This window comes from Mycolicibacterium boenickei (genome assembly GCF_010731295.1).
Classification (GTDB): domain Bacteria; phylum Actinomycetota; class Actinomycetes; order Mycobacteriales; family Mycobacteriaceae; genus Mycobacterium; species Mycobacterium boenickei.
Window position 1 is genome coordinate 4442575 of the sequence record NZ_AP022579.1, and the last position, 16799, is coordinate 4459373.

General features: G+C 65.0%; 17 protein-coding genes. 8 read left to right on the top strand and 9 right to left on the bottom strand.

Annotated features, from left to right (window positions below; genetic code table 11):
* Nucleotides 1-39: 39 nt before the first annotated feature.
* From arr to G6N57_RS21170, 3 genes are all read left to right on the top strand, one after another.
* Nucleotides 40-483: an NAD(+)--rifampin ADP-ribosyltransferase gene (gene arr / locus G6N57_RS21160; protein ID WP_407665943.1), complete on the top strand. Its 444-nt coding sequence runs from the start codon at nt 40-42 to the stop codon at nt 481-483.
* A 497-nt stretch (nt 484-980) separates the two neighbouring features.
* Complete coding sequence (locus G6N57_RS21165; protein WP_077740720.1) at nt 981-1664, top strand: hypothetical protein; 684 nt, start codon at nt 981-983, stop codon at nt 1662-1664.
* Between the two features lie 121 nt (nt 1665-1785).
* Entirely contained in the window at nt 1786-2214 is a 429-nt protein-coding gene (locus tag G6N57_RS21170) for a cellulose-binding domain-containing protein (protein WP_077740719.1), read from the top strand.
* Here the strand turns inward: G6N57_RS21170 and G6N57_RS21175 are convergent.
* Complete coding sequence (locus G6N57_RS21175; protein ID WP_077740718.1) at nt 2211-3671, bottom strand: amidase; 1461 nt, start codon at nt 3669-3671, stop codon at nt 2211-2213. The two genes, G6N57_RS21170 and G6N57_RS21175, sit on opposite strands and share 4 nt — an antisense overlap.
* 269 nt (nt 3672-3940) lie before the next feature.
* On the opposite strand from G6N57_RS21175, the gene G6N57_RS21180 reads away from it, so the two are divergent.
* Together G6N57_RS21180 and G6N57_RS21185 are read left to right on the top strand one after the other, a co-directional pair.
* Nucleotides 3941-4549, top strand: a complete 609-nt coding sequence (locus G6N57_RS21180) for an LGFP repeat-containing protein (protein WP_077740717.1) — start codon at nt 3941-3943, stop codon at nt 4547-4549.
* Between the two features lie 169 nt (nt 4550-4718).
* The gene (locus G6N57_RS21185; protein ID WP_077740716.1) at nt 4719-5618 is read left to right on the top strand and encodes a phenylalanine 4-monooxygenase; all 900 of its coding nucleotides are present in this window, start codon (nt 4719-4721) and stop codon (nt 5616-5618) included.
* Here G6N57_RS21185 and fahA read toward each other — a convergent pair.
* Genes fahA through hppD form a run of 3 tightly spaced genes read right to left on the bottom strand, consistent with a single transcriptional unit; the run spans nt 5605 to nt 9457 of the window.
* Nucleotides 5605-6930 (bottom strand): fumarylacetoacetase, encoded by a 1326-nt coding sequence (fahA, locus tag G6N57_RS21190; RefSeq protein ID WP_077740715.1) that lies wholly within the window; start codon nt 6928-6930, stop codon nt 5605-5607. The genes G6N57_RS21185 and fahA overlap by 14 nt on opposite strands.
* A complete protein-coding gene (hmgA, locus tag G6N57_RS21195; protein WP_077740714.1) occupies nt 6927-8240 on the bottom strand; it encodes a homogentisate 1,2-dioxygenase in 1314 nt (437 codons plus the stop codon). Before hmgA ends, fahA begins: the two co-directional genes overlap by 4 nt.
* Nucleotides 8240-9457, bottom strand: coding sequence for a 4-hydroxyphenylpyruvate dioxygenase (gene hppD, locus G6N57_RS21200; protein WP_077740713.1), 1218 nt, complete (start codon nt 9455-9457; stop codon nt 8240-8242). The genes hmgA and hppD overlap by 1 nt, the downstream gene beginning before the upstream one ends.
* Nucleotides 9458-9613: 156 nt before the next feature.
* On the opposite strand from hppD, the gene G6N57_RS21205 reads away from it, so the two are divergent.
* On the top strand, nt 9614-9883 hold the full coding sequence (locus G6N57_RS21205; RefSeq protein WP_077740712.1) for a hypothetical protein: 270 nt from the start codon (nt 9614-9616) through the stop codon (nt 9881-9883).
* A 481-nt stretch (nt 9884-10364) separates the two neighbouring features.
* Here the strand turns inward: G6N57_RS21205 and G6N57_RS21210 are convergent, their stop codons facing one another.
* On the bottom strand, nt 10365-12050 hold the full coding sequence (locus tag G6N57_RS21210) for a GMC family oxidoreductase (RefSeq protein ID WP_077740710.1): 1686 nt from the start codon (nt 12048-12050) through the stop codon (nt 10365-10367).
* 130 nt (nt 12051-12180) lie between these two features.
* Between G6N57_RS21210 and G6N57_RS21215 the strand changes: the two genes are divergently transcribed.
* Together G6N57_RS21215 and G6N57_RS21220 are read left to right on the top strand one after the other, a co-directional pair.
* Complete coding sequence (locus G6N57_RS21215) at nt 12181-12609, top strand: PPOX class F420-dependent oxidoreductase (protein ID WP_077740709.1); 429 nt, start codon at nt 12181-12183, stop codon at nt 12607-12609.
* Nucleotides 12609-13430 (top strand): TIGR03620 family F420-dependent LLM class oxidoreductase, encoded by an 822-nt coding sequence (locus G6N57_RS21220; protein WP_077740708.1) that lies wholly within the window; start codon nt 12609-12611, stop codon nt 13428-13430. Before G6N57_RS21215 ends, G6N57_RS21220 begins: the two co-directional genes overlap by 1 nt.
* Before the next feature lie 22 nt (nt 13431-13452).
* On the opposite strand, the gene G6N57_RS21225 is transcribed toward G6N57_RS21220, so the two are convergent.
* From G6N57_RS21225 to G6N57_RS21240, 4 genes are all read right to left on the bottom strand, one after another.
* Entirely contained in the window at nt 13453-14262 is an 810-nt protein-coding gene (locus G6N57_RS21225) for an LLM class F420-dependent oxidoreductase (protein WP_077740707.1), read from the bottom strand.
* A gap of 58 nt (nt 14263-14320) precedes the next feature.
* Nucleotides 14321-14617 (bottom strand): hypothetical protein, encoded by a 297-nt coding sequence (locus G6N57_RS21230; RefSeq protein ID WP_234815826.1) that lies wholly within the window; start codon nt 14615-14617, stop codon nt 14321-14323.
* 184 nt (nt 14618-14801) lie between these two features.
* On the bottom strand, nt 14802-15959 hold the full coding sequence (locus G6N57_RS21235; RefSeq protein WP_077740705.1) for a serine hydrolase domain-containing protein: 1158 nt from the start codon (nt 15957-15959) through the stop codon (nt 14802-14804).
* Nucleotides 15960-16010: 51 nt separating this feature from the next.
* Nucleotides 16011-16772 carry an IclR family transcriptional regulator gene (locus G6N57_RS21240; protein ID WP_077740704.1) on the bottom strand — a complete coding sequence of 254 codons (762 nt, stop codon included), beginning with the start codon at nt 16770-16772 and terminating at the stop codon, nt 16011-16013.
* Nucleotides 16773-16799: the final 27 nt, after the last annotated feature.

The window sequence follows — 16799 nt, forward strand, 5'->3', positions numbered from 1 at the left end:
TGACTACGTTCTGTTCCGCTGAGTGCGTAGCCAAACTGAGTGTTTTCAAACCTCAGTAACATCGGCTCGGTGAGTGAGGCACTTGACGAGGGCCCGTTCTTTCACGGCACCAAGGCAGAACTGCGCCCCGGCGACCTTCTGACGGCAGGGTTCAACTCCAACTACCGGCCCGAGGTCGTCATGAATCACATCTACTTCACCGCGCTGCGCGACGGCGCTGGACTCGCGGCAGAGGTGGCCGCGCTCGACGGGTCGACCCCACACGTCTACGAGGTCCTTCCCACCGGGCCCTTTGAGGATGATCCGAACGTCACGGACAAGAAGTTTCCGGGCAACCCCACGCGGTCCTTTCGGAGCGAATCACCGCTTCGGGTGGTGCGTGAAGTTACCGACTGGACGCGGCTGACGCCTGAGGCGCTGCAGATGTGGCGGGACCGGCTGGCGGCGATCCGCGACGACGAACGAGCCGAGATCATCAACTGACGAGAGGCGTTGTGCCACCGCGTCTTTCGTCCCCGCCTAGCCGCCGGAAAGCACTCGCACGGCTGGACGCCTGACGGCTTCCGGCACACGTTCTGGCAAATATCGAGACGGCCATCGATCACCGCTGCGCGGACGTCTGATCATCCGGACTGTACTGGCGTTTTGCCATCTCTTGAATGTTCCAATACAGTTCTCGGCTAATCGCCACGGTGCCGTAGTACCAGGCAAGGTGGCACGGATCACATTTTGGCAACCGGGGTGGTGGTTGCCACAGATGTGACGTGTCGGGCGGCAGGTCAATTCCTGCGTCGCCGCAGCTGTAATCCATGCAGCAAACTCTTGCTGGCGTGCGCCCGATCGTGCGGTGCTGGTCGCCGCACTGATGACCGGTGTGCAGTTCAACCCTGTCTTGCATCGCGAGGCGGGGTTGGAGGGGGGCGTTCGTGTCCGCCACACGAATCCACAAGTTCAAACCCCCCACAGAGGAGAGCAAGCCCATGCCGGGAGTCGACCGACTCATGGAGACGTTCGGAAAACCGAAGCACGTCAAGAAGATCATCAGCAGCGTGCTCGTCGCGTCGGGTCTCGGTGGCGCCACGCTGCTTTCTTCGCCGGTGCACCAGCATCCGTCTGTGGCGGTCCAACCACAGCCGGCGACCGACAGCGCTCCCAGAACGGTCGCCGCCCCACCGCCCGCCGCTGCGCCGGTGATCGTGACCAAGGACTCCAGCGCGCAGGACATCGTCAAGGCCATCGTGAGCCAGGGCAGGGCCGCGAAGCTGAGCGAAGATCAGATCAAGACGGTCATCGCCACCGCGAAGATCGAGTCCAGCTTCCGGCCGGCGGCGTCCGGCGGTGTGCAGGCCTACGGCGGACCGGGCGGCGCCGCTGACGAGGTCATCGGCCTGTTCCAGGAGAAAGCCAGTTTCGGAACCGTGGCCGATCGCCAGGACCCCAACAAATCGATCGCCCGCTTCATCGCCCGGTTCAGTGACGCGTTCAAGAAATACCGCATCACCAGCGGTGACGCCGTGCTGGCAGCCACGCTCGCGCAGAACCCGCAGCTGCTCAAGTACCACGGTGGGGTCGGCACGCAGTACTACAACACCGTCAAGTCCGCGATGAGCGCGGCCGCCGACCTGTACCGGGCCGCCGGCACCTCGCTGCAACCGGTGACCTGACGTTGGGCGCGGTCGCGCCTGGGTTGCAGAATTTCGTAACGGTTGCGATCGAGCAAAAGTTCGGCAGCGTAGCCGCGACGCCAGGACCGAAATTCTCCTGTTGACCTTAGTGTCAACTGCTGTGGCCGGACTGAACGATCACGTGAAGCGCTGGCGCACAGCGCTTCACCTCACTGTGTCGGCACTCATTGCCGCCGCTGTCGGCCTCGCCGTCACCCCCGTGGTGCACGCGGCTGCACCCGTTGCGACGTTGTCGGTGACGTCGACATGGCAGACCGGCTTCATCGCCCGCTTCGTCATCACCAACACGAGCGCGGTGCCCATGGCCGATTGGAGGCTTGAATTCGACTTGCCGCCAGGCGAATCCGTCTCACACACGTGGAGCAGCACCATCAGCCGATCGGGCACGCACTACGTGCTCACGCCCGTAAATTGGAATCGCATCATTCCACCCGGTGGCTCGGCGAAAGGTGGAATGCGAGGCGTACTCAGCGGTTCTTACACGCCTCCGTTGAATTGTGTTCTCAACGGCCAGTACTACTGCACCTAGCGGTCCGAGCTCGGCGCTTGGAATCCGCCGATCTGTTGTTCGAGCAGTTCAGCCAGGCGCAACGGGGTGCGGTCCTCGAACATCGGACCGATGAGCTGCACTCCTACCGGTAGACCTTCGGGGGACCGGCCTGCGGGTATCGCTGTCGCGGGCAGGCCGGGCATGGTGGCTACGCCAGCCCAGACGAGCTGGTCGAAGTAGGGGTATTCAGCGCCGTTGATGTCGAGCCGGCGTTGCAACGGATCAGGGTGGTGGTCGTGCGGGAACGCGGGAGTGGGAGTGATCGGACACACCACGGCATCGAACTCGCTGAACAACTGCCGCCAGCCATGACGATGGATCTCGCGACGGTGGTTCACCTCGATCCAATCCCGGTGACTCAGCACCATTCCGCGCAGCCGCGCCGCGTCGAGGGTCTGGTTGTCAGCACTCAGCCCAGCAGCGCGGGTCTGCAGCTGCTCGTAGGCCTCGATCGGGAATCGTGCGACGGAGCCGGAGAACTGCAACTGCGTGTACACGGTCGCGGCCTCGGCCAGATCGGGCAGCAGCGGGCTGTGCCGTTCGACGCGGGCCCCGTTGGCGACGAGAGCGTCGGCCACCCGGTTTACGCCGGCGCGCACTGCGGCGCCGGTCGCGATGAACGGGTGCTCCTCCAGGACCAGGACCCGGAAGTCGTCGAGCCTCTCGTGGCGCGCCGGCGGCAACGTCACCTCATGCGCCACGCCGAACGTCAGTGGGTCCGGTCCGGCCATCACGTCGAGCAGCAGAGCGAGGTCAGATGCAGTGCGCGCCATCGGACCGACAACGGCGAGATCGGCCTCGACCGGTAATGCCGGTACCGACGGCGGCGTCATACCTCGCATCGCTGCCAACCCGAGCGTCGGCTTGTGCGCGTAGATGCCACAGAAATGTGCGGGGGTGCGCAGTGAACCGGCGAGGTCGGAGCCGATGGACAGCGCACCGAAGCCGGATGCCAGGGCGGCCGCCGATCCGCCGGAAGATCCGCCCGACGTACGACCGTGATCCCACGGGTTGTGAGTGGTGCCGTAGATGTCGTTGAACGTCTGGATGTCTTGCAGCCCCAAGGGGACGTTGGTCTTCCCGAGTATCACCGCACCCGCGGCTTTGAGGCGCGACACCTGTACTGCGTCTTCGGACGGCATGAAGTCCCGGTACGGCGGCATGCCCCAGCTCGTGGGCAACCCGACCATGTTGTAGGACTCTTTGACCGTCACCGGAATACCCAACAGGGGAAGGTCCTCGCCCCGCGCTCGCGCGTGATCGGCTTGCCGCGCAGCCTCGCGTGCACGATCGAAGTCCGGCACACAAATCGCGTTGATCTGGCCGTCATGGCGGTTGATCGCAGCGATGGCCGCCTCGGTCAGTTCTACCGAGGACACCTCACCAGTGCGTAGCGCGACTGCTTGTTCTCCGGCAGGCCGAAAATTCCACTCCATCAAACTGACGCTAACGACTCACCGGTGAAGCCATAAAATCCCGCTTCTCGCAATGGAAAATCGCCGGAAAACCGTGCTTGAGGAGCAAGGACGAAGCCTGGGCTGCATTCTCGGCGTGGCACGCCGAAAAGCACTGATGGCGTTGGTCTGTTCGGAGCGACGAAGAGCGCGACCGCCTGCGCCACTCAAGTGTTTCCGTTATAGTCCGGCCGGGCGCGGGTTCAGCCACAGCCTGACCCAGACCACAGGACACGCGGGAGGGAAAACCCATGAGGACGAACGCATACCGCAACACAGCAGTCGCCGGCCTGGCCGCCGTCGCGCTGACCATTGCGGGCTGCAGCAACGGCAACAGCGTCGACACGTCGATGTCGCCTCAGGTCGGGTTGATCGCCACCTCCACGACGGAAACCCCTGGACAGCCCAAGGAAGTGAAGCTCATCGGGGATAGAGACGTCGAGGTGACGCTGACCGGCCCGATCGCCGCGAAGTACGCATCGGCAACCGAGGATCAGAAGGCAGCCCTGGGTAAGCCACTGACGGGTGACCGCAACGCGGGAAAGCGGGAGGGCGGCGTGTTCTTCCAGCAGTTCCAGGGCGGCGTGATCACCGCCAAGAGCGACGAGGCGGGTACGCCCGCGTACATCACCCGGGGCAAGATTCGGGAGGCCTGGAACGTCCCGCGCGACCCGGCGGGCGTGCCCGCGGTGACCGGCGATAACGGTTCGGTGGGTCCGCTGGGTGCACCCACCAGCGACGAGCAGCCCGACGGCGATCTGTTGGTGGAGACCTTCGAGCACGGCAAGGTCACCTACAACGCGAAGACCGGCCAGGTCGAGGTGACCGTGAACGGGAAGGTCGTACCGTCCGGGCTGTAGGAGCACGCGGCGCGCCGTTGCTGCGCAGTCTTCGACCAGGCCGGCGCGCCTATCCTGGTTGACAGGACCACAAGTCCTACCCACATGGCTGCCGCGACGGTACCCCGTTGCGACGGCCGGACACGAACGACGCCGCTCATTGCGACGCCCGGACACCCGGGAGGCAGCGATGTTCGAAGAGGCGAAGCTGTATGCGCCGGTGACGCGCTCGGAGGATGGCGTCACGGTTCATCTGGCTGCTGATCACCCAGGCGCGGTCGACCCGGAATACCGCGCCCGCCGCAACGCGATTGCCGCGCTCGCGATGGATTGGCAGCCCGGAACACCGCCACCGGTCGCGACATACACCGACGATGAGCAGGAGGTCTGGCGCATCGCGTGCGCCGAGCTTCACAAACTGCACCAGCGCCTGGCCTGCGCCGCGTACCTGCAGGGCCGGGAGCGACTCGGACTTCCCGAGGACCGGATCCCGCAACTCGTCGAGGTCAACGAGATGCTGGGTCCGCTCACCGGCTTTCAGTATGTGCCGGCAGCCGGGCTGGTGCCCCTGCGGGAGTTCTACGGACTGCTCGCAGACGGAATCTTCCACTCCACCCAGTACATCCGGCACCACTCCGTGCCGCTCTACACGCCTGAGCCCGACCTGATCCACGAGGTGGTCGGCCACGGCAATTGCCTGGCCCATGAGCGCTTCGCGACGCTGTACCGACTGGCCGGACAGGCGGCGCGGCGCGTGAAAACGACTGAGGCGCTCGAGTTCATATCGAAGGTTTTCTGGTTCTCCTTGGAATTCGGCGTGGTGCGTGAGCATGGCGAAGTGCGCACCTATGGTGCTGGGCTGCTCTCGTCATACGGGGAGATCCAGCAGGTCGATGCGGCCGACCTCCGACCGCTGAACATCGGCCGGATGGGTGTGCAGACCTACGACATCACGCATTATCAGCCAGTTCTCTTCTGCGCCAGAGGATTCAACGAGATCGAGGACGTTGTCGGCGCGTTCTTCGCAGACGTGGACGACGGCATGGTCGAGCGCCTGCTGCATGACGCGTCTCAAGTCACGGGGCGGTGATCGCTGGCCGGACAACCGCGACGCATTCGCCGAACCCGATGGTGGTCGCGCCTGGGCGGTGGGCTTTGGCGATGAGCACAACTTCGTCGCCGTCTTCGAGAAACATCCGGGTTTCGCCGTTGGGCAGCGTGATTGGTGTTTTTCCGCCATGGCTGAGCTCCATCAGGCTGCCTTCGGAACCGGTGATTAGACCGGAGAGGGTGCCGCTGCCGAGCAGGTCGCCGGGCTGTAGATCGCATCCATTGCTGGTGTGGTGAGTGAGCATCTGCGCGACACTCCAGTACATGTGGCGGCTCGACGAGCGCGAGATCACGTGTGGCGGCTCGCCATTGTGGCGCATCTGGGCCGTGGCGATGAGTACCTGCAGGTCAATGTCGAGCCCACCGATGCTGCGATGGCGGGGACTGTCGAGGTAGGGCAGGGGAGCGGGGTCGTCCGCGGGGCGTTCCACAGGGATCCGGAACGGCGCCAACGCTTCTGGAGTGACGACCCAGGGAGAGACCGTGGTACCGAAGCTCTTGGCGAGAAACGGGCCCAGCGGCTGGTACTCCCAGGCCTGCACGTCACGCGCCGACCAGTCGTTGAGCAGGCAGTAACCGGCGACGTGGGATTCGGCGTCGTCGAGCGTCACCGGCTCGCCGAGACGATTCCCGGGACCGAGCCACACGCCGAGCTCGAGTTCAAAATCCAGCCGCCGGGTGGGTGCCAGAACCGGGGCCGACGCACCGTGGTCTTTCAGTTGCCCTTGCGGCCGGGTGATCGGGGTACCGCTGACGCGCACACTCGAGGCACGTCCGTGATAGCCGATCGGAACCCATTTGTAGTTGGGTGGCAGGGGCTCGTCGGGCCGGAACAGAGCACCGATGTTGCGTGCATGGTGGATGCCGACGTAGAAATCGGTGTAGTCACCGATTCGGGCGGGCAGCAGCACGTCGACCTCGGGCAGTGGGGTGAGAAACCCGGCCACGGAGTCCCGGTTCGGCGCGCCTTCGACCAGCAGTGCATGCAGCGCCCTGCGTAGTGCGACCCGAGGTCCAGACCCCAAGGCGAACAACGCATTCAGCGTTCCGCCTGCGGCAGCTTCGGCCGCCGCCTGAGCTTCCCCGGTGAGCAACCCCGACGCGGCGAGTCTGCGCAGATCCAGAACCGCGTCCCCGATACGGACCACGCCGTGAGGTTCGCCGGCGGGACCGGCCACCACGCCGAACGGCAGGTTCTGCAGGGGGAAGTCGCTGTTGGAACCTGCGGAGGCGACCCAACTGTACGACCGCGGGTCATGGGTGAAATCCAGTGCTGGTGCCGACGCGGTCACGGCTTGCCCGGATCGAATCGCTTGACCAACCCGCTCCAGCAGTCCGCGTAATCCTGTTGCCGCTGAGGGAGGTTCGCGGCGTAGGTGGTGACCTTCTGCGGGAACCGGGTTTCGAACATGAAGGCCAGCGTGTCCTCTTGTTTGACCGGCTTCAGTTCTTCGGTGCTGGCGGCTTGGAAGGCATTGGCGTCGGGACCATGTGGAGTCATGCTGTTGTGCAGGCTGAAGCCGCCGGGGACGAATCCGTCTGGTTTGGCGTCGTAGACACCGTGCACGAGTCCCATGAACTCGCTCATCACGTTCATGTGGTACCACGGTGGCCTGAAGGTGTCCTCGGCGACCATCCACCGCTCGGGGAAGCAGACAAAGTCGACGTTGGCGGTACCCGGGGCCTCGCTGGGTGAGGTGAGCACCGTGAAGATGGACGGATCGGCATGGTCGAACAACACCGGTCCGACAGGGGAGAAACGCCGCAGGTCGTACTTGTACGGAGCGTAATTTCCGTGCCAGGCAACAACATCCAGCGGAGAATGGCCCAGATCGGTCTGCCACAGAGTGCCACCCCACTTCACATACATGGTGGAGGGGACTTCGCGATCCTCGTAGTTCGCGACGGGGGTGAGGAAGTCGCGTTGATTGGCCAGACAATTGGCGCCGATCGGTCCGCGTTCGGGGAGAGTGAAAGAGCCGCCGTAGTTTTCACACAGGTAGCCGCGGGCCGGGCCGTCGGGGACTTCGATGCGAAGCTTCACCCCGCGGGGGATCACGACGATCTCGCTGGGTTCGGCGTCGATGACTCCGAACTCGGTCCAGAAGCGAACTTCGCCATGCTCCAGGACGAACAGCATCTCGGCGTCGCCGTTGTAGAAATAGGCGTCGATCATCGACGACGTGACGGAGTAGACGCTGCAGGCAAACCCGGTTCGGGTCGCGACGTCCCCGCCGGTTGTGATGGTGCGGACGCCGGTGATGAACGTCGTTTCCTCGACCCCGGGATCAGGCATCGGCATTGGATTCCAGCGCATTTGGGCGATGGGCACGGGTGCTGCATCGTCGGGTGCCGAGCGCCACCGGGTGACCCCATCGGTGTGGACGGCGGTGAAGTGGCCCCAATGGGCCACGCTCGGCCGAATCCGGTACAGCCAGGACCGCTTGTTGGTGGCGCGGGGCGCGGTGAACGGTGAGCCGCTGAGCTGCTCGGCATAGAGACCGTAGGCGCACCGTTGCGGCGAGTTGCGGCCGACGGGCAACGCGCCGGGCAGCGCCTCGCTTTCGAAGCCGTTGCCGAAGCCCGACAGGTATTCGGTCATCACAGGTTCCCGCGCCTTTCCTGCTCACGCTCGATCGACTCGAACAGGGCCTTGAAGTTGCCCTTGCCGAAACCCAATGAGCCGTGGCGCTCGATGAGCTCGAAGAAGAGCGTCGGACGATCACCCAACGGCTTGGTGAAGATCTGCAGCAGATACCCGTCCTCGTCACGGTCGACGAGGATGCCGCGCCGTTGCAGTTGCTCGACCGGCGCCCGCACCTCGCCGATGCGGGCGCGCAGTTTCGGGTCCTCGTAGTAGGCATCCGGGGTGTCGAGGAACTGCACGCCCTCTTGTCGTAGCGCGTCGACGGCACGCAGGATGTCGTTGGTTGCCAGCGCCAAGTGCTGGACGCCGGGACCGCGGTAGAACTCCAGGTACTCGTCGATCTGCGACTTGCGCTTGGCCGCGGCCGGTTCGTTGAGCGGAAATTTCACCCGGTGGTTCCCGTTGGCCACCACCTTCGACATCAGCGCCGAGTAGTCGGTGGCGATGTCATCGCCGATGAACTCGGCCATGTTCACGAACCCCATGACCCGGTTGTAGAAACCGACCCACTCGTCCATCTTGCCGAGCTCCACATTGCCGACCACGTGGTCCAATGCCTGGAACAGCCGCGGGGGAGCACCGTCACGCTTGACGTAACTGCTCGTGGCCGGCTGATACCCCGGCAGATAGGGACCGTTGTAGCGGGTGCCGTCGACCGCCCGCTGAACCAGCGAATGTCGCGTCTGCCCATAGGTCGCGATGGCGGCGACTCGCACGGTGCCGTGCTCATCAGACAGGTTGTGCGGTTCTTCGAGCACCGTTGCGCCGGCCAGCTTGGCCTGCGCAACGCACTTGTCGACGTCGGGAACTTCCAACGAGACATCGACAACGCCGTCACCATGCCTGGCGTGGTGGGCAACGAGCGGGCTGTCGGGACTCACCGCGCCCTTGAGGACGAACCGGACAGAGCCCGACCGCAGCACGAACGCCTTGTGGTCGCGGTTGCCGTTCTCCGGTCCCGAGTATGCGACCAGTTCCATGCCCCATGTGGATTGGAAATAACTCGCGGCCTCGGTGGCATTGCCGACCACGAAGACGATGGCATCCCAACCGGTTACCGGAAACGGGTCCTTGCTCAGGTCGTAATCGACCAGGCCCACCAACTGCTTGAGCTGGTTGACGTCCAGGCGGGCCTGCTTCTCCTGATCGGTCAGGGCGATCTGGTGCGTCATGTTGACATTCTTCTCTCTTGTGCATGATCTCGATGCCGGGTTTGCTCAGCAGCCCCGGGAGAAGTGGCGGGGGAGACCCATCGGCTGTGGTCTCAGGCCGGTTGCATCCTCGGTCGAACTCCAGACAGCGGGACAAATGCCCTGGTAGCGTGGGGTATGAGCGCACAACAGTTGATATTTCACCCCGCCCATTGCGCCGACGAACTCATCGACGCCTATCTCAAACACGAGGACCGGCTGCTCGCCGAAGCCGCAGGCGACGCCACCGGCGCGGGCGAGTACCGCAACCGCGGAGACGACGACGTCGTTGCGGCGCTCATCGCCTGGAAATTGAAGGCGGAAGACCGCGGTAGGCCCCTCGCCGAACAGGACTGGACCAGCCTGGTCCTCGAGCTGGTGCACCGCGCTGCCGCGCAGCGGCGATAGTCGGATGACGCGATTTGGCGGGCCCGGCGGTAGTGCGTCAGTGGCGGGTTCCATTTGCCGGTAGCGCTGCATCCGAAGTGCCGCGCGAGTGGGCCGCCGCCCTGGCAGCCGTCACGCGTGATCTCGGATGCCGGCGACAGGGGAGAGCCGTCAGGCTGGATGGCGTCGAATGGACGCTGACAGTGTTCTCGGACAGTTCGGTAGCGATCGGATTGGCGACGTTGACCGATGACGCCGACCTGGGCGCATTCTCGGCCGGCCGCGGTTTCGCGCTCGAGACCACTTCCGCGCAAGCCATGGTTTGGGTCGCGTCAGCACTTCAAGACGAACTGGCTGGGTACGAATTCGTGCAGTGGCCATCGGAGGGTTCGCGGCTGCTTGTGCCGGATCTCAGGGACAGCACAGCGGTTTGGGTCGACCACACCGGCCGAAAGGTAGCCCGGATCGGTGCATTGTGCACGGGGTAGGCGCGCCGAGTGCGTTATCCCAGAATCGCCCGCGCAGCCCGCTCCGCGATCAGCATGACCGGCGCGTTGGTGTTGCCGGACGTGATGGTGGGCATCGCCGAGGCGTCGACCACTCGAAGGCCGGCGACGCGATTCACGCGACAATCGGTATCGAGCACCGTGGCAGGTGACCGCGGAAGTCCTTGTGTGTCAAAAGCTCCCATCGCGCAGGTGCCCACGGGGTGGAAGATCGTTGTTCCGAGTTCACCGGCGGCCTGCTGCAGGTCTTCGTCGCTCACCAGTTGCGGGCCCGGCAGCAATTCTTGGGGGCCGTAGGGGGCCAACGCGGGCGCCGCCATGATCTGCCGGGTCATCCGGAGGCCTTTCACGGCAGTGTGACGATCGGCGTCGGTCGACAGGTAATTGCAGGCGATCTTCGGGTTGGTCAGCGGATCGGCACTGGCCATGCGCACATGACCACGCGAGCTGGGGCGCAGATTGCAGACCGAGGGTGTGATCGCGCCGAAACTGTGCAGCGGTTCGCCGAACTTCGGCAACGACAAGGGCTGCACATGCCACTCCAAATCCGGGCTGGCCAGCGCGGGATCGCTTTTCGCGAACGCCCCGAGCGTGGAGGGCGGCATCGTCATGGGTCCGGATCGCAACGTCAGATACTGAAGCCCCATGCCGCCGCGGGTGACCCAATTCCGGTACAGCGTGTTGACGGTGCGGGCGCCCTGCACCTGGTAGACCGTCCGGAGTTGTAGATGGTCCTGGAGGTTTTCACCCACTCCTGGCAGGTCGACTGCCACCGGCACTTGGTGCTGGGCGAGCAGCTCGGCCGGGCCCAGACCCGAGACCTGCATGAGATGCGGCGAGCCGATCGCTCCGGCGCTCAGGATCACCTCGCGGCGGGCGCGAACGTCGACGAGCTGGCCGTCTTTGAGCAGCCGCAGGCCGGTGACACGGTGCTGAGCCGTGGTCCAGGCACCGCGACGCTGATCGTCGTGGACCTGGTCATCCATCAGCAGCCGCACGGCCTGCGTCTGGGTGTAGACGGTGAGATTGGTGCGGTGGGCGATCGGATGCAGGAAGGCATCGGCCATCGACCAGCGGCGGCCGCGCCGTTGGTTGACGTGAAAGTAGGCGCTGCCGGAGTTGTCGCCCCGGTTGAACTCCTCGATCGGGGAGATGCCCACCTGGGCAGCGGCGGCCTGCCAGGCATCCAAGATCTTCCAGCGCACCCGCGGCCGCTCCACGCGGATCTCACCACCGACGCCGTGCCACTCGTCGGCTCCGCTGAAGTAGTCCTCCAGCTCCTTGTAGATCGCCAGTGTCTCGCCGGGACTGCCTGGGCCGCCCCATAGCCAGCGGTCGTCACCGGTGGCTTGCGCCCACAGCTCGTAATCGCTTGACTGCCCGCGCATGTGGATCATGGCGTTGATCGAGGAGCAGCCGCCGATCACGCGACCCCGTGCATAGTGGATGCTGCGGCCGGCCAGTCCGGGATCGGCCTCGGTGGTGAAGCACCAGTCGGTACGGGGGTTGGCGATTGTGTACAGATAGCCGACCGGCACCTTGATCCAGAACCAGTTGTCTTTGCCGCCGGCTTCGATCAAAAGCACGCGGTGGTCAGGGTTGGCGCTGAGGCGATTGGCGAGCAGGCAGCCCGCGCTGCCTGCTCCCACGATGACGTAGTCGAATTCGGCGACGGGGCTCATGTTCCTCCATGGCGTCGGATGCGTGTCCTAGTGTGCGCGATACATATCCGGTGTATGCACAGTGTGGGTGGCTGTTCGCTGAATTTCGCGCCTTGACCTGAAGTTTGGTTGAGATTCTAGGCTCGGGATCATGGTTTTCACCGCGGCTGAACGTGCATATCTGGAACAGCAGGGGCTCTGCAGATTGGCCACCATCGGGCCGGATCAGGTGCCCAACGTGCGTCCCCTGGGATTCCGCCTCAACGCTGACGGAACGATCGACATCGGCGGCCCCAACCACCGCTCGACCCGGCGATTCCGCAACGCATTGGCACGTCCGAGGGTCAGCTTGGTCGTTGACGACATGACTCCCGACGTCCCCGGCGCGATCAAGCCAGGGATGGGTCGCGGGGTGGAGGTGCGCGGCTACGCCGAGGCCATAGTCGTCGATGAGCCGCCCGTCGCCCCGGATTGGTTCAGCCACGACGTCTTGCGCATACATCCCGAGAGGGTCATCAGCTGGCACGTTGATCCCGAGATACCCGACGGTGAAGCGCGCGACATCTGCCGGGAGCCCTGATGGGTTCGATGCGCGCAGTGGGTGTCGCGGGCAGCAAAGTCGGATTTCACGACCTCGACGATGCGGCCGATCAAGCACGCCAGGCCGAATCGCTGGGGTATTCGAGTTTATGGATACCCGGCGGGCGCGCCAACCTCCTGCCGATGCTCGGCGCTGCGGTCCGCAGCACCGAGAGCATTCAGGTTGCCCCGGGGGTTATTTCCGTCGACAGGGTCAAACCCGGTGACGTGGTCGCCGCCTTCGATGAGCTTCATCAGGACTACCCGGACCGCTTTCTCGTCGGTCTCGGCGGTGCGCATGGACAGCGTCCACTCGGCACGCTCAACGGCTACCTAGACCATCTCGACTCCGGCGGCGTGCCGGCCGAATCCCGAATCCTGGCTGCGCTCGGCCCCAAAATGCTTGCGCTGGCGCGCGATCGCGCCGCAGGCGCATACCCGTTCCTGGTGACGCCGTCCTACGTTGAGAGCGCGCGCGCAACGCTGGGCCCGCACCGTCAACTCATCGTGCTGCTGATGGTCATCCCGATCACCGACCGCAGCGCCTCCCGGCGTGCAGCCGCAGCTGCATTGAGCTTCTTCACCACGTCGCCCGGCTATCGCAACAACCTCCGGCGTCAGGGCTTCACTGAATCCGAGATCGACTCCATCGCCCCGCGATTGGTGGATTCGGTCACCGCCTCGGGCGACGCCGACGCCATTGCTTCACGGGTTGCCGACTATCACGCCGCCGGCGCCGACCAGGTCGTGCTGCGCATCACTGGGGTCGACGACGACGAGGCGGTCTGGCGGCAGCGTCTCGCACCAGCAGCGATCCCATGACCGTTGAGCCGGCGGTTTGTGGTCACCCGTTGTCCCGCCACGTGAGCACCTGCTTGAGGGACGTGAGGTCGTACCCGTTGTCGGCGGTGAGTTCGGTCTGGAACAACGTCACGCCCGCTTCGCGGAAGGCATCGGCGCTGTCCTCGTCCTGCCACAGCGTCGAGCGTTCGATGTCGGCGCCGTTGCGGCCGAACGTGGCCGCCAGCTCGTCGACGCGGTCGCTGGACTTGCGGAACGCGTCGAGCTCTTGGAACGCGTGCCAGATGTCGGCGTGCCGGGCAACGGCGGGCAGCGAGCGTTTGGGCCCGGTGCCGCCGATGAGGATCGGCAGCTTGCGCACGGGCGGCGGGATCAGTGCAGCCAGCCGGTTCTCGATACGGATCAGGCTCTCGTCGAACAGATCGAAGCGGGAGCCGAAGGTGCCGAAGTCGTAACCGTAGGTGGTGTAATCCTTTTCGTACCATCCGGCGCCGAGGCCGAGGATGAGCCGGCCGCCGCTGATGTGATCGACCGTGCGCGCCATGTCGGCGAGCAGGTCCGGGTTGCGGTAACCGACTCCGGTGACGAGGAGCCCGATCTCGGCATGCGAGGTGATCTCACCCCACGACGCGAGCGCGGTCCAGCCCTCGAAGTTGGCAACGTCGGGTTGCTCGTCGAGCAGGATGGGTTTTCCGTCGACGATGGCCTCTAATGCTGGACGGTGGAAGTGGTCGTAACCGAAGATCACGTCGGTGCCGAGGTCGTCGGCGGCCAGCACGGCGTCGCGCCACGTGCGGTAGTCGGGCGCACCGCCGGGCTGGATCTGCACGGCGACGCGAACGGGACGGGTCATGTGAATGCTCCTGAGTCGGGGAAGTGCGACTCCTGAGGCAAGTTGGCCAGGTGCGGAATTATTCCGGCACGAGCGTGGACGATTGCTCCCGACTGGTGAGCGCCGCGACTCCGAGGCCGGCGAAAAGCGCCGCACCACCTCCGGCGACGACAGCGCCGGTAGTCGAGAGGGTTCGGGCCCGGATCCCGCGCACGGCAGCGATGACGTCCAGGAGGTCGGTGAGCAGTCCTAGCTGCAACGCGCGAGTTTGCAGTCGTGGGGAAGCGGTATCTGTGATCGCGACGGCCAGCGTCAGCTCACGCGAGCCGAAGAGCTGAGTAGTGAGTGGCTGGTCCCGTCCGGCGCTGAGTCCCATGAGCCGACCTGTGGTGTTCGGAGCCAACCATGCGGCGATGCCGGTTGTGAACCGTAGGGCGGCAAAGGCGCGAATGAGCACGTTGCGATTCATCCTCGCAACACTTCAGGAAAACCCGGAGCCCTTCAAGGAACGGCTTGAGGCCAAGTGCCGGCGCCGTGCGCGTGTTAGTTGCGTCGCAGTGTCAGAGCGCGTCGTACACCGCGGCGATGAGCCGATAGGCGCGGCGATCGCCGGCCAGCCAGTCGCGGCGCAGATTGGGCACGAAGGCGAAGGCGAGCTTGTGTTCGAGATCTGCCAGTCCCACCGAGCCACCGGCCCCCGGGTGGCCGAAAACAGTCCGTTGTGCAGGTTCGGGCACCACGAAGTTCTGCGACGGCAGCATGTAGCCGAGCCCGAATGCGCTTTCCAAGCGCAGCACCCGGTCTTGGCCGCGTACGCGTTCGGTGATCGCCTCCCGCAGAGGATCCTCTGCGATCAGCGCTCCGCCGATCAGGTCGCAATAGAATTTGGCCAGATCACGAGCGGTGGTGACCAGGCCGGACGCGGGCCAGCCGCCCGCCAATACCTCTGGATCACTATAGGAAGCAACGGGATTCGACGATGCCCGGATGAACAGCGATTCTGAGTCGGCGAACGCGGCCACCATCTCGGCGACTGTGTCGTCGGGTATCGGCGGCGCGTTCTCGGCGGTCCAGGCACGCTGCTCGGGAGGTGGCGAACTGACGCGGGCAGCTTCGCGCACTGCCGCGCCGGAAGCGCCGATGAGCAGCTGATCGCCCAAGTGGCGCCGGGTGAACTCGCCGACTGTCATACCGGTGTGGCGGCGCACGTATTCGCCGACCAGCCATCCGAATGTCAAAGCGTGATAACCATGTTCGGTCCCGGGCTGCCAGAGCGGGGATTGGCCCGCCAACAAGTCGGCCATGGCCGCGGGATCCGCGGCATCGGCCGCCGAAACCGGGCGTTCCAACACGGGCAGGCCGGCGCGGTGGGCCATCAGGTCGCCCAGTGTGGTGTCGTGTTTGCCGTGTTGTGCGAATTCCGGCCACCAGGTGCTCACCGGTTCGTCGGCGCCGTGGCCGCGTTGCTGGGCGACCATGAGTGCCGCGGTCGCTGTCACGCCCTTGGTGCAGGAGAAGGTCGGACACGCGGTGTCGCGCGTCCACGGACGCCCGGTCCGTCTGTCGGCGATACCTCCCCACAGATCCACCACCGCACGGCCGTCGACGAATACCGCTACCGCGGCGCCGAGGTCGTCGCCGTCGGCTAAACCTGCTTCAAAGACGGCTTTCACTTCCGCGAACGCGGGGTCGGCGTGTCCCGCTGCCGAACTGGACATGCACCGAATTAGAACACGTTCTAGTGGCGGCCGAGTGCGGTTCGCGGAGGTCTACTGCTCCCTCGCCCCGATCAGAGCTTCCGAGATCACGCTGGTCGCCTTCTTGAGTGCGGGAACGGCTCGGGCGATCAATTCCTCACTGAAATGAGCTGCGGGCCCTGAGATGCCGATCGCCATCGGGGTCGGAGCGCCGGGCACTGCCATCGCGACGGAGCGAACACCGATCTCGAGCTCCTCGTCGTCGATGGCATACCCGTCGACGCGCACGCGTTCGACGTTCGCGAACATCGCGGAGAGGGTGGACGCGCTCTTCTCGGTCGGTGCGGGAAGCCCAGACTGCGTGACCAGTTTCAGGATGCGCGCATCATCCAGCTCACCCAAGACGGCCTTGCCCACCCCGGACGTGTGCAGACCGACGCGTTTGCCGACCTCGCTGTTCGTCTGCGTCAGGTTCGATGGCAGAACCTGCCCGGTGTAGATCACCATGTCACCGTCGAGCACCGCGAGACTCGCCGTCTCCGACAGTTCGTCGACCAACGACTGCAGTACCGGCGCGGCCACCGCACCCAACTGGCGGTTCGCCACTTCACCAAGCCGAATCAATCGCGGCCCCAGGGCGTAGCGGCGATTGGGGAGTTGGCGCACGTAGCCGATCGTGACCAGCGTGCGCAGGAGACGGTGAATGGTCGGCGGCGGCAGTGGCGACTCCGCCGACAACTCCGTCAGCGAGCACTCTCCGCCCGCACGCCCGATCAATTCCATCAACTCGAACGCCCGCTCCACCGACTGGACGCCGCCCGACTTCTCCGCCATACAGTCCACTCCCAGCTGATGACTTTC

Bases quoted from the DNA above. Each gene is read 5' to 3' on its own strand.
- G6N57_RS21165 (WP_077740720.1), top strand. From the start codon at position 981: ATGCCGGGAGTCGACCGACTCATGGAGACGTTCGGAAAACCGAAGCAC.
- G6N57_RS21175 (WP_077740718.1), bottom strand. From the start codon at position 3,671: ATGGAGTGGAATTTTCGGCCTGCCGGAGAACAAGCAGTCGCGCTACGC.
- G6N57_RS21180 (WP_077740717.1), top strand. From the start codon at position 3,941: ATGAGGACGAACGCATACCGCAACACAGCAGTCGCCGGCCTGGCCGCC.
- G6N57_RS21185 (WP_077740716.1), top strand. From the start codon at position 4,719: ATGTTCGAAGAGGCGAAGCTGTATGCGCCGGTGACGCGCTCGGAGGAT.
- hmgA (WP_077740714.1), bottom strand. From the start codon at position 8,240: ATGACCGAATACCTGTCGGGCTTCGGCAACGGCTTCGAAAGCGAGGCG.
- hppD (WP_077740713.1), bottom strand. From the start codon at position 9,457: ATGACGCACCAGATCGCCCTGACCGATCAGGAGAAGCAGGCCCGCCTG.
- G6N57_RS21205 (WP_077740712.1), top strand. From the start codon at position 9,614: ATGAGCGCACAACAGTTGATATTTCACCCCGCCCATTGCGCCGACGAA.
- G6N57_RS21210 (WP_077740710.1), bottom strand. From the start codon at position 12,050: ATGAGCCCCGTCGCCGAATTCGACTACGTCATCGTGGGAGCAGGCAGC.
- G6N57_RS21215 (WP_077740709.1), top strand. From the start codon at position 12,181: ATGGTTTTCACCGCGGCTGAACGTGCATATCTGGAACAGCAGGGGCTC.
- G6N57_RS21220 (WP_077740708.1), top strand. From the start codon at position 12,609: ATGGGTTCGATGCGCGCAGTGGGTGTCGCGGGCAGCAAAGTCGGATTT.
- G6N57_RS21225 (WP_077740707.1), bottom strand. From the start codon at position 14,262: ATGACCCGTCCCGTTCGCGTCGCCGTGCAGATCCAGCCCGGCGGTGCG.
- G6N57_RS21230 (WP_234815826.1), bottom strand. From the start codon at position 14,617: ATGGGACTCAGCGCCGGACGGGACCAGCCACTCACTACTCAGCTCTTC.
- G6N57_RS21235 (WP_077740705.1), bottom strand. From the start codon at position 15,959: ATGTCCAGTTCGGCAGCGGGACACGCCGACCCCGCGTTCGCGGAAGTG.
- G6N57_RS21240 (WP_077740704.1), bottom strand. From the start codon at position 16,772: ATGGCGGAGAAGTCGGGCGGCGTCCAGTCGGTGGAGCGGGCGTTCGAG.